The organism is Arcticibacterium sp. SM2516 (assembly GCF_057914865.1).
In genome coordinates, this window is record NZ_CP195290.1 from 378,799 (window position 1) to 396,361 (window position 17,563).

At 36.1% G+C, this 17,563-nt stretch carries 16 protein-coding genes; 2 read left to right on the forward strand and 14 right to left on the reverse strand.

Annotated elements, in window-relative coordinates:
• Nucleotides 1-793: 793 nt before the first annotated feature.
• The gene (mnmE, locus tag ACSBFT_RS01615; RefSeq protein WP_463047591.1) at nucleotides 794-2,128 is read right to left on the reverse strand and encodes a tRNA uridine-5-carboxymethylaminomethyl(34) synthesis GTPase MnmE; all 1,335 of its coding nucleotides are present in this window, start codon (nucleotides 2,126-2,128) and stop codon (nucleotides 794-796) included.
• 153 nt (nucleotides 2,129-2,281) lie between these two features.
• Between mnmE and ACSBFT_RS01620 the strand changes: the two genes are divergently transcribed.
• Both ACSBFT_RS01620 and ACSBFT_RS01625 read left to right on the forward strand, forming a co-directional pair.
• Nucleotides 2,282-3,682, forward strand: coding sequence for an MBOAT family O-acyltransferase (locus ACSBFT_RS01620; protein WP_463047592.1), 1,401 nt, complete (start codon nucleotides 2,282-2,284; stop codon nucleotides 3,680-3,682).
• Nucleotides 3,679-4,692 (forward strand): hypothetical protein, encoded by a 1,014-nt coding sequence (locus ACSBFT_RS01625; RefSeq protein ID WP_489603087.1) that lies wholly within the window; start codon nucleotides 3,679-3,681, stop codon nucleotides 4,690-4,692. Before ACSBFT_RS01620 ends, ACSBFT_RS01625 begins: the two co-directional genes overlap by 4 nt.
• Here ACSBFT_RS01625 and ACSBFT_RS01630 read toward each other — a convergent pair.
• The 13 genes from ACSBFT_RS01630 to ACSBFT_RS01690 form a co-directional block, all read right to left on the reverse strand.
• Nucleotides 4,667-5,830, reverse strand: a complete 1,164-nt coding sequence (locus ACSBFT_RS01630; protein WP_463047594.1) for a glycosyltransferase — start codon at nucleotides 5,828-5,830, stop codon at nucleotides 4,667-4,669. The genes ACSBFT_RS01625 and ACSBFT_RS01630 overlap by 26 nt on opposite strands.
• Before the next feature lie 89 nt (nucleotides 5,831-5,919).
• Nucleotides 5,920-6,471: an OmpH/Skp family outer membrane protein gene (locus ACSBFT_RS01635; RefSeq protein WP_463047595.1), complete on the reverse strand. Its 552-nt coding sequence runs from the start codon at nucleotides 6,469-6,471 to the stop codon at nucleotides 5,920-5,922.
• A 31-nt stretch (nucleotides 6,472-6,502) separates the two neighbouring features.
• On the reverse strand, nucleotides 6,503-7,021 hold the full coding sequence (locus ACSBFT_RS01640; protein WP_463047596.1) for an OmpH/Skp family outer membrane protein: 519 nt from the start codon (nucleotides 7,019-7,021) through the stop codon (nucleotides 6,503-6,505).
• A gap of 118 nt (nucleotides 7,022-7,139) precedes the next feature.
• Complete coding sequence (locus ACSBFT_RS01645; protein WP_463047597.1) at nucleotides 7,140-9,824, reverse strand: BamA/OMP85 family outer membrane protein; 2,685 nt, start codon at nucleotides 9,822-9,824, stop codon at nucleotides 7,140-7,142.
• Nucleotides 9,754-10,446, reverse strand: coding sequence for a polyprenyl diphosphate synthase (gene uppS, locus ACSBFT_RS01650; RefSeq protein ID WP_463047608.1), 693 nt, complete (start codon nucleotides 10,444-10,446; stop codon nucleotides 9,754-9,756). Before uppS ends, ACSBFT_RS01645 begins: the two co-directional genes overlap by 71 nt.
• A 139-nt stretch (nucleotides 10,447-10,585) precedes the next feature.
• Nucleotides 10,586-11,338: a DUF6089 family protein gene (locus tag ACSBFT_RS01655; protein ID WP_489603089.1), complete on the reverse strand. Its 753-nt coding sequence runs from the start codon at nucleotides 11,336-11,338 to the stop codon at nucleotides 10,586-10,588.
• A 25-nt stretch (nucleotides 11,339-11,363) separates the two neighbouring features.
• Nucleotides 11,364-12,413 (reverse strand): hypothetical protein, encoded by a 1,050-nt coding sequence (locus ACSBFT_RS01660; protein WP_489603091.1) that lies wholly within the window; start codon nucleotides 12,411-12,413, stop codon nucleotides 11,364-11,366.
• A 57-nt stretch (nucleotides 12,414-12,470) separates the two neighbouring features.
• Nucleotides 12,471-13,382, reverse strand: coding sequence for an NAD kinase (locus tag ACSBFT_RS01665; RefSeq protein WP_463047600.1), 912 nt, complete (start codon nucleotides 13,380-13,382; stop codon nucleotides 12,471-12,473).
• A gap of 4 nt (nucleotides 13,383-13,386) precedes the next feature.
• Nucleotides 13,387-14,040: a CBS domain-containing protein gene (locus ACSBFT_RS01670; protein WP_463047601.1), complete on the reverse strand. Its 654-nt coding sequence runs from the start codon at nucleotides 14,038-14,040 to the stop codon at nucleotides 13,387-13,389.
• Entirely contained in the window at nucleotides 14,041-14,814 is a 774-nt protein-coding gene (locus ACSBFT_RS01675; RefSeq protein WP_463047602.1) for an alpha/beta fold hydrolase, read from the reverse strand.
• Nucleotides 14,815-14,974: 160 nt separating this feature from the next.
• Nucleotides 14,975-15,727 (reverse strand): RluA family pseudouridine synthase, encoded by a 753-nt coding sequence (locus ACSBFT_RS01680; protein ID WP_463047609.1) that lies wholly within the window; start codon nucleotides 15,725-15,727, stop codon nucleotides 14,975-14,977.
• Between the two features lie 4 nt (nucleotides 15,728-15,731).
• Nucleotides 15,732-16,766, reverse strand: a complete 1,035-nt coding sequence (locus ACSBFT_RS01685) for a sensor histidine kinase (protein ID WP_489603092.1) — start codon at nucleotides 16,764-16,766, stop codon at nucleotides 15,732-15,734.
• A gap of 90 nt (nucleotides 16,767-16,856) precedes the next feature.
• Nucleotides 16,857-17,537, reverse strand: a complete 681-nt coding sequence (locus ACSBFT_RS01690; RefSeq protein WP_463047604.1) for a response regulator transcription factor — start codon at nucleotides 17,535-17,537, stop codon at nucleotides 16,857-16,859.
• Between the last annotated feature and the right edge of the window lie 26 nt (nucleotides 17,538-17,563).

Genomic DNA, 17,563 nt, shown 5'->3' on the forward strand with positions numbered 1-17,563 from the left:
AGGAAATTATGAAGGAGGTCAAATCTGAGAGGAAAACGTTTAACTGAACGGATTTGAATTAATCGGGTGAAATGACCTTATGACCTTATGGAAAGTTTGGATCACTAGTTATTATGAACATTGATGTATCTCTATACTCTTTTGGTTTAGATAGTAGAAACAAGGTTTGTAGACCAAATACAAATTAAGGGTTTTCAACTAGAAAGCTGATAGGGGGAAATAATACTAATATCTGTTATGCGATCGGGATTAGTAAATGCCAGTTGATGGCATTTCTGCAATTCCTATGAGAGCTCAGAGCCAGTAAGGTAAATAGGAATTTTATGAGTAACGATTTTAGTTTAAAGTCGCCTTTTAACCTGGTTTATGCATTGGAGAATTGTAATGAGTTTTAAAGCGGAATAAATCAGACATTTAAACGAGATTAGTATAGTGGTTTACCCTGAACTTTTTGTCGAAGGGTTCTGGTGATTGAGTTTAAAAGAATTTACGAACTGATTTTAAGCAATTTAGCTACGGTACCGATAGCTATCGGGAGATTTTCTAATGAATAAAGCGGGTTTAATGATATCCTTTCATCTATCAAAACACAGAATAGTATTGCTTGAATATTCCGACGAAAGTCAGGACAAAGCAAAATAACTAACTTTTCAGTAGGGAGGCTTATTGAACTGACATGAGTATTATTTGTGAAGCATCCAGCGGTCTTTTCTCCCTAAATTTTATATACTTTCCAGAGTTTTAATACTAATTCATTAGGTGGTATTATTTCTACGGAATTGGTGAGGTTTTGTTACTTTCCTATACAAAACTTTCCAAAAATATTCTTCAATAAGTCATCTGTGGTGATGGTTCCGGTAAGCTCTCCAAGATGCATAAGAGCCAAACGTATGTCTTGAGCTAAGAAATCACCTGTGATATTCATGGCTAAGCCATTTAGTACCTCGCTTAGAGCTTCGTTGGTTTTTATGAGGAGATCGTAATGCCTTAGGTTTGTCAGTACGGTGTCACCTTGCGTTTTAATAGCTGTAGACTCAAAAACCAGATGTTCTAGTTCTGATATGCCTTCTCCAGTTTTTGCGGAGATGCTAATGTCAGCGTCAGTTTTTGTGGCATTCAAATCTGCTTTGGTTTTAACCCAAAATACCTTTTTGTCTTTGGCTAAGCTGCTATAATTTTTCTCCAAATAAGTTCGTTCGTCTTTTGCGTCAAACAAGAAAAGTACTATTTGAGCTTTTTGTAAAGCTGCTTTTGATTTTTCTATGCCTATACCTTCTACGATATCTACCGTTTCTCTAATTCCTGCGGTATCTATAAATCTGAATTTCATGCCGCGTATCACCATGGTGTCTTCTATGGAATCTCTGGTGGTACCTGCTATTTCCGTTACAATGGCCTTTTCTTCTTTTAAAAGAGCATTGAGTAAGGTTGATTTACCAACGTTTGGCTGGCCAATAATTGCCACAGGAATTCCTTCTTTGATAACATTTCCGGCATCAAAAGAATCAATAAGCGGGTTTAACTGCGTTTGAAGGCTTTTTATCAATTTCTTCAAATCGTCTCTATCGGCAAACTCAACATCCTCTTCGCCAAAATCAAGTTCAAGTTCCACCATGCTGGCGAAATGAATAAGTTCATCTCTTAGTGAAGTTAGTTTATCTGAAAAGCCACCTCGCAGCTGATTAATGGCCAAATTATGAGCGGCGGCAGAATCGGCCTCAATCAAATCTGCCACGGCTTCTGCCTGTACCAAGTCAAACTGTCCATTCATGAAAGCCCGTTGCGTAAACTCTCCAGGTTTTGCCAATCTACAGCCATTGTCCAAAAGTAGTTTGAGTATTTCTTTAATCACAAAAGAGCTTCCGTGGCAAGAAATCTCAACGGTGTCTTCCTTTGTAAATGACTTAGGAGACTTAAAAACGGCTGATAATACTTCGTCAATTACCTTTTCTCCTTTTTGAATGGTTCCAAAATGGACGGTGTGCGAATTAACATTTTCTAGCTTACGGCCTTTGAAAATTACATCCACTATTTGGATGGCATTTAGACCTGAAATACGAATTACGCCAATGGCACCGACTCCTGGAGCGGTGGCTAAAGCACAGATGGGTTCTTGTTGATGAATCATAAGGTTTGCAAGTTACTTCATAATGGTTCTATTTTAGTAAAGAGAGCTCGTAAAAAGCCTAAATTGACATAACGATGCAGTGGAGATTTCTTAGTATTTTTGGCTTGAAATAGACAAAGTGCCTCAAATAAAACAAGTCGCCACTTAGCTTACATGCTTTTTAATTCCATCCAGTTTGTTTTCTTTTTCATTGTAGTCTCCATTTTATACTACAGCCTAAGACATAGAGGTCGAATCTGGCTTTTATTATTGGCCAGTTGTTATTTCTATATGGCTTTTAAGCCAGTCTATATCTTAATCTTACTATTTACCATAATAGTGGATTATTATGCCGCTTTTTTAATTGATAAGGCAGAGGGTAAAAAGCGGAAATGGTGGCTCGCGATTAGTTTGGTGGCCAATATTGGCTTTCTAGCTATTTTTAAATATTTCAATTTTATCAATCAGAATTTAAGTTTTGCTTTGAATCTTGTCGGGATTCAAAACCCAATTCCTAATTATGGTTTAGAATTACCTATTGGGCTTTCTTTTCATACTTTTCAAGCCATGAGTTATACCATTGAGGTATACCGAAAAAAACAGCGGCCAGAGAAAGACTTTATTATTTACTCACTTTATGTGATGTTTTATCCTCAACTGGTAGCAGGACCTATCGAGCGTCCGCAAAATTTATTGGTTCAATTTCACACCTATTTTAAATACAATTTTGAAAATATCAAACAAGGTCTCATACGAATAGCTTGGGGGCTTTTTAAAAAGGTAGTGGTGGCAGATAGGCTAGCTATCATGGTGGACTATTGTTATTCTAACCCTACCGAGCATAGTGGAGCTACTTTACTATTGGCGACGGTGTTTTACTCATTCCAAATCTATTGTGATTTTTCTGGCTACTCAGATATGGCCATTGGCTGTGCCAGGCTGATGGGCTTTAACCTCATGGAAAACTTTAATGTGCCATATATTTCCAAATCTATAGCGGAGTTTTGGAGTAGATGGCATATTTCTTTATCTACTTGGTTTAAAGATTACTTATACATTCCTTTAGGTGGAAATAGAGTAGGGGAGTATAGACTTTATCTCAATTATTTCATTGTTTTCACAATTTCTGGATTATGGCATGGGCCGTCGTGGAACTTTATTATTTGGGGAGCATTACACGGAATCTTTTTGGTTATGGCCATGTACTGGCAAAAACATATTAGGTTAAAACTCCCTAAGAATAGTTTAACCACGATTTTTCAGGTAGCTTTTACATTCAGTTTAGTTACGCTGAGCTGGGTGTTTTTTAGAGCACAGGGACTTACTAATGCTCTAACTATACTTTCTAAGATTGTCAATCTTGATTCATACGCTGGATTTAGTAGTCCTTTGTCTTTTGCAGAACTGTGGTTTTGTGCTTTAGTCATCCTTATTTTAATGCTTAAGGAGATTTATATTCCTATTATTGATACGAGTAAAACACCAGCCTTTTACGTGAAATTTATAGGTATCATGGTTATTTGCTACTTTTTTGGAGTGTTCACGTCTAATCAATTTATATATTTCCAATTTTGAAAATACTTAAATACATAGCTTTGGTTTTAGCGGCTTTCTTATGGTTAGAGGGTTGCTCACATGGTTTGTCAAATTGGCTCTATGAACACGGTTTGGTTAAGAATGATTACAGGTATGGTGATCTTTATAGAATGTCTAATCTCTCTAAGTTTAAAGAGTTATATGAGGATTGTCAATCTCCAAATATTGAGAAAATACCCAAAACCCATCTTGTATTAGCGGGTGATAGCTTTACAGAAAGAACTAGAATGGATTCTAGCAATTTTGTAGCTTCAAAATATGATTATATCAGAGTAGATTGGAAGGAGGAGGTGGTTATTGACACTTCAGTGTATAATGTCCTAGTCATAGAAACGATAGAGCGTCACTTTAGAGAGCGTTTTACGGGAGTGTGGGATGGTCTCCAAATAGTCGAAAATAAGAAAATCATTTCTAATGAGGTAAAGGAAAGTTGGTTTAAAAAAGTTGTCGATTTTGACTTACCATATTCTACAGAACTTCATGAAGGCGTGCTTTTTGGTTACGATTTCATGATGACTATTAGAGAATGGAAAGCGGCTCTAAACTATAAGCTTTTTGGAAGGGTAGATGATAGTGTTGTTCTAAACAAGACAGGTGAGCATTTACTATATTATTTACCTTCAACATCTGGTCTAAGCTCTGCATTTGATAAGATTGAAGAAAAGGAAATAGATAGTCTGGTAAGCCATGTGAATGCTACAAATCAAAAATATAGGGAGCTGGGTTTTGATAAAGTTATTTTGAGTATTATACCTAACAAAACCAGTATTCTTGGAAGAGACTTAGGAGAATATAATCAGTTGGTTTCTAGAGTTCAAAACCATCCCAAGCTTGAAATGCAAGTTTTAGATGCCTTTGGAATGTTGAATAAATTAGGTGCAGCTGGGTTTGCAAAGGGAGATACACACTGGAACTGTACCGGTCAATTGGCTTGGGAAGCCGAGCTTAATGAAGCAATACTCCCTACGGAAGGTCAAGAAGCGTTGTAACAAAAGCTTCAGTGCCATGGTCTTTATAATATTGTTGACCATTTATTTCCCATTTATTTTCGGAGTTCATAATGTCCGAAAATTTCTTCGTAATGGCGGAAGTGTCTTCCGGGTTTACTTCTAAGCCTAGTTCGTATTCTTTAGTTAAATCTGCCACAATACCATAATCAGACACTAAAGACGGTTTGTTGTATTTAGCAGCCATCCCTATTATTCCGCTACTCGCAAAATAATTGACATTCATTCTTAGAATTAAGTCAGATTGAGAAAAAAGTGCTTCCATCTCATCATCACTCACAAATTGATCGTTTTGATAGATTTGAACGGTACTTCTGCTTTTATCTAATTCATTCTGCAATTTTGATTTGTATTCCTTACCAACCTTACCAATCATAAGAAGCACTATTTCAGACTGCATTTCTTTTGGAAGTGCTTCCAGTGCTTTTAAAATATTTCCAACGTTTTTTCTGTCGTCAATATGTCCAAAAATCAAGAATATTACTTTTGACTTTTCTATACCATACTTTTTTCTGATATCAATAGTTTCCGTTATTTCGTAGTCAAAAACTGGGTCAGGTAAATAAAATAGTCTTTCGCCATGCTTTTCATTAAGAGCATTTACCGTGACTTTATCATTCAGAATAAAAATTTGTTGCAAGTTTTTATTCCTTAGAGCCAACCTAAACATCCCTTGCTTTCTCCATTTAGCTATTTTAAACTTGATGGTAGGAATAATGGATTTACTCAAAGAAACCTGTCTGAAGTAGGGTCTAAACCAAATGCCGGCAATATCAAATCCTGTTTTGGAATCATTCCCAATAGCTACTTGATAGATGTCGAACTCCATTAAGATTATTTTTTGGGCGTCAAACTGGCCCGCCTTAACTTTGATGAAGTCCCATTGATTCTTATACTTTTTAAGCGTGGTTTTAGCATCGAAATTAGAAGAAGTATGAGGTTTTATAACTTCTACCTTGATATTAGTATTTTCAGGAATCTGAAGTTCTGTATTTACCAGAAAATGAAAAGTTCCTTTGTATTCTTTTTGATTTTTAGCCAACCAATTGAGTGTTTGCTGCACAAAACCAATCTTATGGCCATCAAGTTGAATATTTAAATCGACTATTAAATAATTCATGAATCGTTAAAAGGAACTGGGAATACCCAATAAGTTATAAAAAAGGCCTCTTTGATAACTCAAAGAGGCCTTGAAATTAGATGAATATCTTAGTTGTTACCTGCTTCTTCAGAAGGTATAGCTACGCCTAGGTGTTTAAATACTAGGTTGGTAATGTTATCAGAATCTGGAGCTACTAAGATTACAGGTGTTGTTCCATAACCAGCGTCAGAGTTGAGTACATGAGTATAACCGTTAGCTTTAGCTACTTCGTCAATAGCCACTTGAATTTTATCCATTACAGGAGCTAATAATTCACGTTGCTTATTTTGAATAGCCATTTCAGAATTTTGCTGAAATTCTTGAATACCAGTTTGAGCTGTTTGAAGGCTTTTTTCTTTGTCTTGACGGATTACTGCAGACATGGTGGCTGCATTTTTTTGATAGTCTTCATAAGACTTTTGGAATCCAGCTACTTTTTCTTGTAATAATTTGTCATACTGAGCTTTCTCTGTGGTCAACTTTTCCTGGATTACTTGAGAATCTGGTAGGTTGGTTAGGATATAATCAATGTTTGTGTAACCAATTTTTACTTGAGCGTTGGCTCCAATCCCAGCTATCATTAATGCAGCAAATAGGGTTGCGAAAAGTTTAATCTTCATTTTATACTTATTAGATTTAATTAATAACAAATTATTTAGTTTCTAGAATACCTAGTTCTTCTATTACATAGTCCGTGTAATCATGACGCGGGTCTGTGTAAATCATGTTAATATCCGAAGCTTTATCGAATAGAAACATTAGTTTTTTATCTCTGGCCACTTTTTCACATGAATTATAAATGGCATCCATTATGGGTTTCATGATTTCCTTTTTCTTTTGAAATAGCTGACCATTGAGCCCAAATATACTATTATTAAGTTCTTTTACTTCTTTTTCTTTATTTGAAATAGCTTTTAACCTTTCTTTTTTCATTTCCTCCGTTAAAAGAATTTCTTCCTGTTGAAAGGCCAATTTCATATCCGCTACTTCACTATACTTTGCCTGAATGTCTTTAATCCACTGCTCTGAATAAGAATCCATGGATTTCATCGCTTCTTTATATTCAGGCATTTTACCTGTTATAAATTCAGAATCAATGTATCCAAACTTTTGGCTGAATGCTGAAATTGAAAACAGCGACAAAAATAGAAAAAATAATGTCTTCTTCATCTCCGATTTATTTACAAAAAAGCAATTTTATTCTGAGGTTATAAACAACTTGTCTCTTTGACGCTAAAAGTATTAGAAAGTATATTTCAAGTAAGCCATTTAACAGGTTCTTAACAGATTATCTGATTTGCTGACCGATACTGAAAGTGAAATTCTTCAAACCTTTGTTTGCCACTCCAGGAATAGGGTCAAAACCATATCCATAGTCAAATCCTAGCAAACCAAACGCCGCCATAAATACCCTAACACCAACACCGGCAGACCTTCTTAATCTAAACGGGTTATAGTCTTTATAACTTCCCCAGCTATTTCCTGCTTCCAAAAATGATAAAGCGTAAATAGTAGCCTGTGGATTAAGCGATATTGGATATCTTAACTCAGCTGCAAATTTGTTATAAATAATACCTCCTTGTCTGCTTAATTGACCACTTGAATTATCTGTTCCAGTAATGGCAGAAGCCTGTTCTGCCAATGTTTTTTCATGAACCACACCTTCTTCATATCCTCTTAGTCCAATTAGCTCAACCCCAATGTTTTGAGTGTTTTGAAGACCCATTCCGGCTCCACCGACCACAAATCTACCAAAAGGACTATATCCAACATCACTTGAGTACCTACCCAAGAAACCCATATTTGCTTTGGCATGGAAAATCAGCTTTCCTACTACAGGAGAATACCAGTCGGCATCAAACATCCATTTGTGACCTTCTATGTATTTCACCGCACCGCTGTTGATACTTCCAAAAGAGGAGTAAGGAGGGTTAAAAGTAGCGTTAAGAACAATAGACGAACCCGACCTCGTAAACTGAGGGTTATCTAAACTATATCTGGAAAGGTTTAAAGCCAAAGCGATATCATGTGCCTGACCGTTTCGGAAATTTGCTAATAGATAACTGTTTTCAACATCGTAATATTGATACGATAAACTACTACTAAAGCTAAAGTTTCTGTCTGGCCAGTTCAGTCTTTTACCAAATGTTAAAGATCCACCAGTGTTTTTAAAGTACCCCTGAGTGCTGGCAAATCCAGCGTAAGGATTGTAACCATACAGTTTTTCATATCTTCCTAGAAGTTTACCATAATCCTGTACAGAGTGGAATAAACTTACTGAGAAAGAGTTAGGCTTTTTACCTCCAAACCAAGGTTCGGTAAAAGAGATAGAATAGTTTTGGAAACCTCCATTGGCCTGAAAACGAATGGCAAAGCTTTGACCATCCCCCTTAGGTAAAGGTTTGTAAAGACCTTGTCCAAACTTAAAGACATCTTTAATGGCAAAGTTATTAAAGACGATACCGAAAGTACCTACAAAGCCTTGAAGTCCTCCCCAGCCACCAGATAGTTCAATTTGGTCATTAGACTTTTCTTCTACATTATACTCTATATCCACGGTACCGTCTGACTGAGGAATAGGTCTAGGATCTATTTTCTGTGGGTCAAAATAACCCAATTTCGAAAGCATTTGAGTCGTTTCAATCAAGTCGGTCTTACTGAATTTTTGACCAGGCTTGGTTAAAAGTTCACGCATTACCACATGATCGGAGGTCTTAGTGTTTCCGTTCAGAATGATTCTATTAATGATAGCTTGTTTACCTTCAAAAATCCTCATATCAATATCAATAGAATCACCTTCTACGGCAACTTCTACGGGTGTACAGCTGAAATAAAGATAACCATCATCCATATAGAACGAACTGACATCATTCTGCGGAATTCCATTAATTTTTTTGTCGAGCTCTTCAGGATTATAAAGGTCACCCTTTTTTATGCCTAAAATCATAGCTAACGTATCTGAAGCATGAAGGTAATTACCAGTCCATGTAATGTTCCTATAATAGAACTTATGGCCTTCGTTAATATCAAGGTATAAATTGACATTACCAGATTTATTTTCAACAACCGAATCGGAAATAATTTGAGCATTCCTATATCCTCTTTTATTGAGCCATTCAACAACCGCCTTCTTATCTGCCTTATATAATTTAGGTATATATTTAGAAGGGCTAAAAAGTCTCATTGGAGCCCTGGCTTTTGTCTTCTTAAACTTGGCTAAAAGCTTCCATTCAGGAACTTCTTTCACTCCAGTGACATAGATGTTATCTATTTTTACTTTGTCCTTTTTATCAATAGCAAAGATTAACGTAGCATTGTTTACTCTTAATGTATCATCAATTTGTTGAACTTGAACAGCAGTGTTTAAAAAACCTTTTTCAATAAAGTGTTTTTTAATGGTCAATTGAATGTTTTTAACAAGAGCTTCGGTAATTACCTTTCCTCTATTTTCACTTATAGATTCTTCTACGGTTTCAATCTCACTTTTCTTAATTCCTGTAAGCGAAATTTTATTTAACCTTGGTCTTTCTTTCAAGTCGATCTCTATATAGGCTTTCTTGTCTTCTATTTTGGTCACGTTGATAGATACATCTTCAATGATACCTTGATCCATTAACCTTCTTATGGCCGAACTTATGGCATCACCAGGTATGGTGATTTGATCATTAACACTTAATCCAGAAACCGAAATCAATGTATTGGGGTCAAGAAATTTTACACCTACAACCGTGATACCACCGATGATGAAACTCTGAGGATTATCGTATCTTATTTCATTAATTGGGTTGAGATTAGTCTTTTTGTTACCAACCCCCACAAACTGGGCAAATGAAGTACTTCCACAAAGAAGCAATAAGAAAAGAGTATAATTAAATCTAATATTTTTAAGCATAAATGCTGTTTTAAGGCTTTTGAACCTGTTCTCCTGTTTTTCCAAATCTTCTTTCTCTTTGCTGGTAAGTATATACCGCATTAAATAAATCTTTTTTTCTAAACTCTGGCCAGTAAATGTCATCCACAAAAAGTAATTCTGCGTAGGCCGACTGCCAAAGCAAGTAATTACTAATACGGTGATCTCCACCAGTTCGCACCAAAAGATCTACATCTGGGCTCTCTTCCGTGGCTAAGTAACGATTAAAATAAACCTCGTCTATGTCCTCTACACTTATTTCACTTTTTTTAACTTTTTCGGCAATGGTCTTAACCGCTTGAATGATATCCCACTTTCCACTGTAGCTTAAAGCTAGATTTAAAACAAGACCAGTGTTTTTAGAAGTTAATTCTACACCTCTTAGCATTTCTTCTCTTGCACTTACTGGTAATGCATTTAAGTCACCAATGGTTTTTAACTTAACATTGTTTTTGTTTAAATCTGGGATTTCTTTTGCTATGGTAGAAACCAAAAGCTGCATTATGGCATCTACCTCAAGTTTAGGGCGATTCCAATTTTCTGTAGAAAAGGTATAGAGTGTTAGGTATTCAATACCCAGTTCACCACAAGCTTCTACGGTTTCTCTAACAGCCTTAATGCCGTGATGGTGCCCGAAAATTCTCATTGCACCTTGCTTTTTCGCCCATCTGCCATTCCCATCCATTATAACGGCTATGTGTCTTGGCAAATTGCTTTTATCTATTTTATCTATTGGCACTGATTATCTGTGATATTCTTATTGCAAAAATGACTGCAAATGTAAGGAAATTAGGCGGCAATAGAAAGATGAATGAAGGTTTCTCTTATCTCCTTGGATTGGGGCATCTAACTCCGTCAAAAACATAACTCAGCGTAAAACTAGTATAGAAGAAGATATCTCTGGTGTGCGTATTTGGCGTGCTGTATTTTATGGGTTCGGCTATCACATCTGGATAGGCGTTTTTATAAGGTTCTGCTTCATCGTCAAAATATCCAAAACCATCAAAATAGTCTTTGGTAGATTTCCCTAAGGGTAATTTACAGCCAAAAGAGCCACTTAAATTCCAATTGGAGTTTAATTCTTTTTTAAATCCAAAACCATAGGAGAGTGCCTTGTCAGGAGAGTCTACTCCGGATTCAACGACAAGCCCATTAGAATGAAACTGCCTTTTCGGCATTCTGTATTGCTCAAAGCCTAAGAAGAGAATTGGTGTCCATTGAGATTTGATAGTGGTACCCGAAGCACGGAAATTAAGAAAATTGTATTCCAAATCTGCACCCCAATCCATAATCTGGGCATTAAAGCTCCAATCTCGTTCTTTGTTTAAAGGGTTTGAGCTTAGTGCATCTTTACCCGTAATCAAACCATACATTCCTGTTGCTTTTACAGAAAAAGCCCTAGAAAAGTTATACCTCACCATAAGGTGTGCGGCAGGTCTAGCTAATAGGGGATTATAATTTGGATTCAAATCTCCCTTATAAACAGTGAAGCCAGAACCAACGCCAACTTCCAAGGCTTGCGAAAAAGCAAAGTTAGAAATAGTGATAAAGAATATTATGAAACCAGCTTTTTTCAAATTTACTTAAAGGATTAGTTGATGCTTACTTTAAAATAGGACACTTAATTTTATCACTTATGATATAAGAAAGAGTGATTTGAGAAGTAATATAAAGGTCTTTAAATGTCCCATTCGAACCTCTAGTTTTCGAAATTGTTCCTTCGGGGCCGTAATATTGAGCAATATCTTCTGGGAAATTAGAGCCAGCGGTGGCTCCCAAATAAGCAGAATAAATTTGATACAAAAGAGGGATTCTATCTTCTTGAGTTCTGGCAGCCTTAACTTCAGCCGCTCTATATGATAATTGTCTTGCTAAAGAACCACCGTAGTTTTCTAATTGAGTTAGGTTGGCATATTGACTAGGTCCAACATCGTCAAGATAGTCGGTATTGGTCAATCTTACATTCCCTTCAAACGTTATGTCAATTTGGTCATTAAGCTTTAGTCTCAGTCCCAAACCTATTGGTAAAACGGGTTGAACTAGAGAATATGATTTTATTTCACTATTTGGAAGGGCCTGACCAGCGGTGTTATATTGTCTTAGGGATTGCCATTTAGATTTTGGGTCATTGTCAACAATCCAAGGCAGTTTTGCTTTAGGGTCATGAGCTATTAATCCCAAGCCAATCGTGGCATATGGCATTATTCTACTTCTATTTCTAGCTCCTCCTTTTCCTTGTTGTGGAATCAAGTTAAAAATACCACTAACTGCCACTTCTTTAACGTCATTTCTGAAATGAAGGTTTCTAGCAAATTGACCGTAGAAAAGGTCAATGTTATTTTTGGAATATGTGAAATCGTCGCCTAATAACCTTACCCAGGAAAGCTGTAATCTTATGGCTGCATTTGGCGTTAAGTATTTTGTATAATTGGCATTGACATTCCATCTCACATTGGTATAAGCTGATCTGTAAAAATGAACGGGTAATGCCAAATCACCAATGTAATGTGCAGAGCCTCCTCCAAAACCAACAGTGGTGTATTGGTTTACCACATTCTTTTGAGAAAATAATCCTTGGGAGTTGACCGATTGATTCATCAATAGCATTGAGAATAAAAAAAGACCAACAGATAATTTAATTGACTTTGCCATGCTTTGAGTAAAATTCGTTTTCAGAACGTAATTTTTCGATTTATTATTGCTAGGCAATCAAGAAGTCTCTTCTTCAGAAGGCAGTTGAGTTCTGTTTCTTACGTCTCTTCCCCAGCCTAACTTGGCCCTAAGGGTGTCTAAGAAATTTGTACCTTCTAGCGTAATAAGTTTGGCCTTAAAAGATTCCTCTCTAATGGTGATTTCTGTTTCCACATCACCAATCACCTTTGCTCTAGAGTCCATAGAGACCAAATAGTTATTACTTCTACTTTCTACCTTTAAAGAAATGACACTGTTCTTAGGTACTATCATTGGCCTTACGAACAGATTGTGAGGACAAATCGGCGTAATAATAAAATTATCCGAATGGGGCATTACCAAAGGTCCTCCACAAGATAAAGAATATCCTGTAGATCCAGTAGATGTGGCCACCATAAGTCCGTCTGCCCAATAGGAGTTTAAAAAAGCTCCATTGATGAACGCATGAATAATAATCATAGAAGAAGTGTCTGTCTTCGAGATTGCTATTTCATTTAAGGCAAAGTTCGTGCCTGATTCAAAAATTTCTATTTCTGAATCTGCATGAAGCATGCTTCTTTCGTCTAATTTATATTGTTTTTTTAGAAGCTTTTGGACGGCAGCTTCTATTTCATTTGGCTGAATGGAAGTTAAAAAACCAAGCCTACCAAAGTTCACTCCTAGAATAGGTCTTTCTGTAGCGGCAACCTTGCTCACAGTTTCTAAGAAAGTGCCATCTCCACCTAAGCTGAGGACCACATCAATGGGTTCTTCTTTTTTGAAAAAAATTGTCTGATCGGTTAATGGAGAAATTTCGGCGTCAGCTAAGATTTTCCTGAAGGAATTAGAAACTTGAACATTTATCTGATTTTCAGCTAGTTCGTTAAAAACATGCTGAACCAGATGTTTGTCCTCAGATTTGAATTCTCTCCCATGGACTGCTATATTCATGAACTTATATTTCTAGATATTTCATAAGGTGATCAAACCTCTCTTTATCTCGAAAGTTATCTGATGCACGCTCATTAATTTGTGAGACCTTATATCCGAAACGCTTTAAGCTGTTCACCGCAGCATCAATTTCTTTTTTATTTAGCTTCAAGATAAACTGATACTCATTTTGGTTTTCTTGAGCTAAATAAAGCTTTTCTATTCTCAAACCTTCAGTTTCAATAATTCTGCTGATATCGGAAAGGCTATAGTCTTTTTGGCTTACTTCTAAACTAATTAGTCCGCCATCTCCTGAAAACTGTCCACTAAGTACTTTTTTATAAACATCAATGGCTTTTATACTTCCGAGGTATTTTTCTTCAAAGTCAACTACAGGGCACACTTCCAGATCTTTATTGATAAGATGATCTGCTAATTGTAAAAAATGTTCGTTTTCTCTAACCTGTACATCAGTGTATTTTATAGGAACTAATGAAAGCTTAGCAGTCTCGTCAAAATTATAAAGTATTTCCTTTTCAATCACCCCAAGAACATCCTTCTGATGAACCAAAACAATTTGGCCAAGGTTTTCCTCCTCCATAAGTTCTATGGCAGTTTCTACTTTGTCGTCAATATCGACGGCTGGCAGGTCCTTTTCTATGAGGTCTATGGCAAACATTTATGCGAGAATTTCTTTATTTATTCTAGAAAGAAATTTATCTAAGATAATATTAAACTCCTCAGGCCTTTCCATCATCGGAGCATGGCAGCATTTATCAATAAAATGTAATTCAGAATTCGGAATCAATCTATTGAACTCATGACCAACGTGAGGCGGAGTAATGGTGTCATTTAGACCCCAAATTAGGCATGTAGGTGCTTTAATGTTTGGGATTTCATTTGCCATATTATTTCTCTGGGCAGATTTGGCAATTTGAACAATATTCATGCATTTAGGAATACTGCTAGTTATCTCAAAACATTCGTCTACTAACTCCTTGGTAGCTGTTTTTGGGTCATAAAACGTATATTCTACGCGTTCTTTAATGTAGTCATAATTTCCTCTTTTAGGGAAAGAACCACCCATTGTGTTTTCAAAAAGCCCAGAGCTCCCGGTTAAAACTAAAGCGGCTACGTTTTCGGGATGTGCCAAAGCATATAGTAAACCCACATGACCACCCAATGAATTTCCTAGAAGAATTACATCAGATAAGCCTTTTTGTATCATAAACCCTTCAATATACTTCAACAAACCTTCAAGGCTGGCCTGCCTCATTGGCATATCATAAATGGGCATAAGTGGTATAATGACTCTATGGCTTTTTTTAAAACCCTGAACTACGTCATTGAAGTTACTTAAAGCACCAAAAAGACCATGAAGGACTAGCAAAGTTGGACCTTCCCCTTCGTCTACATACTTGTATTGACCTTCTTCTTTAATATGGTACGTCATAAATTGAATAAAACCCTTGTAAAATGTTCGAAGTGCAAAAGTCTCTCTAATTATTGAATAATCAAAAAAAACCATTTCGGCTAACTTTGCAGAAGTTGCAATAGTTTCTTTTACAAGCTATAAAAAAACTTTTTAAAAACCTGTAAAAGAATAGATTGATTTATAGGCTGAATTTGTCTAATTGCTTAATTAAGACTTCAAAGTCTTTAGGGTAAGGGGCTTCTGCCTCAATCAATTCTCCCTTTACGCCAGTAAAAGAAATCTTTCTCGCATGCAAAGCAACTCTTTTAATCAGAGGAAGCTCATCGGTATCCATTTTGAGATTAAACTTTCTTTTCAGCTTAGAAAGAAAAATATAATCACCCTTATAGGTCGGGTCACAGACTATGGGTGCATCCAAACACATCAAATGAACTCTGATTTGGTGCATACGTCCGGTTATTGGAAAACATCTTAAGAGCGTGTGTTCGTAATATTTTTTCTCTGTAAAGAAAACAGTTTCAGCCACTTTCCCTTTTGTTCTGTCAATTTTAACAGCGGTTTTATCTTTCAAAATGGCTATAGGTAGAAAAACAGAGATGCTGTCCAAATCATGAACACCGTTTACTAAGGCATGATATTCCTTTTTTATTTCTCTATGTTCAAACTGCATGGCCACATTTCTGTAGGCCTCAGGATTTTTGGACAAGACCAAAATGCCAGAGGTTTCTTTGTCCAACCTATGGCAAAGCTGAATATCGTCAAAATGCTCTTTAGCAATTTTTAGAATACTTAAGCTCCTATCCCCAGTTCTTTCTGGTAAAGAAGATACAAAAGGTGGTTTGTTTATAATAAGGTAATCGTCGTTTTCAAAAACAACTAGTTCCTCGAAAACCAGATTCTTAGGGGCTTTTTTATATTTAGATAGTTCTATCAAGTTATATTCCTTTTGCTAAAGTAAATGAAAATCTGGTCCCTTTTTCTGGGCTAGATGACACTTTGATGTTAGAATTATGAGCATTTAATATGTGCTTAACAATAGCTAAGCCTAAACCAGTTCCACCCGTTTCTCTATTTCTACTTTTATCTACTCTGTAGAATCTTTCGAAAATTCTGGAGACGTGCTCTTCGGGAATTCCTGGTCCATCATCCTCAACGGTAATTAAGTAATGATTTTTGTGTTCCTCAAATTCGACATATACACGGCCCTTTTCTTTTCCATACTTAATGGCATTCTCTATAAAATTAGTCAGGACTTGGTAAATTCGTTGAGAATCGGCCACCACGGTACATTCTGATATGTTTTTAGGCTTAATTTTTAAACTAACGCCTCTTTTGTCTGCCTTATCTTCTAACTGCTCAAAAATATCTTTAGTGATACTGATTACGTCTACTATTTCAAAATGCATCTTAATATCACCAGATTCCACTTGGGTTAGAACCACCAAGTCTCTTACAAGGGCGTCGAGGCCATCTAAACTTTTTGCTGCTTTTTTTAGAAATCTCTTCGCCACCAAAGGATCATCTTTTGCACCATCTATAAGGGTATGAACAAAACCTTGTGCGGCGAATATGGGTGTTTTAAGTTCATGAGAGACATTTGCCAAGAATTCCCTCCTAAAGTTTTCCATTCTTTTTAACTCATCTATTTCGGTTTGCTTAGCATTGACGTAGTTAGATATTTCGTTATTAAGTTTATTAAACGGATTGAAACTCTTAAAAATTGATTTTTTCTTAATGTCTAAATCACCGATTTTTAACTTTTTGAGTGTATCATAAATCTGTTTAACCTCCTTGAGCAAAAGCAGGTCAAGCATGACATAAGCCGTAAAAAAGGAGGTCAGAAATGACCCAGCTCCTGTTACAAAAAGAATATTTGTGGTACACTCAGGAACAAAGCTTAAAAATAGCATAGTTATGGAAGACACTATACCCGCTAGCAAAAACGCAATCCATCTCGGAGATAAATTCATAGTATTTTTAAGGAAAATCAAAATTGATCAATTTAACCGACCTTTCAAAAGACCCTATGAAGAACACTCCTCATAATTCGAAGCGGTATTTTACTTGGAGTTAAACATGTAACCCAAGCCTTTCAATGTTTTAATGACATCGTCTCCTAGCTTTTCTCTAACTTTTCTAATGTGAACATCTACTGTACGCTCTACCACGTAAACATCTGCCCCCCATATTTTATGTAAGAGTTCGGTTCTCGAGTGGACGTTATCTGGTTTTTTAGCCAATTGAAATAATAATTGGAATTCCTTTTTAGGTAAAACTATTTCGTCACCATTTTCCTGAGTAACGGAGTAGTTTAGTCTATTTATTATTAAACCGCCAATACTAAGAATGTCTTCTTCGGTGTTCTTGTCAAATCCTTTTCTTAAATGAGCTTTGATTCTGCTCAAAAGTGGCCTAGGTTTGATGGGTTTAGTAATATAATCATCTGCCCCTGCTTCAAATGCCGCTATTTCAGAAAACTCTTCTGCTCTAGCCGTCAAATAAATAATATGGACATCCTTTAGATTTGGATCCTCTTTAATCTGTCTTCCAGCCTCAATACCATCTAAAACGGGCATCATTATGTCCATTAAAATGATATCTGGATGGAAAGAGATAGCTTTCTCTATGGCCTTCTGACCGTTGTTAGCCGACTTTACTTTAAAGCCTTCTTTCTTTAAATTGTAGGTTAGCAACTCAATGATATCTTCATCGTCATCAACTAAAAGTATTTTCCCCTCCATTAATTTTGCATTCTACGTTTATAAGT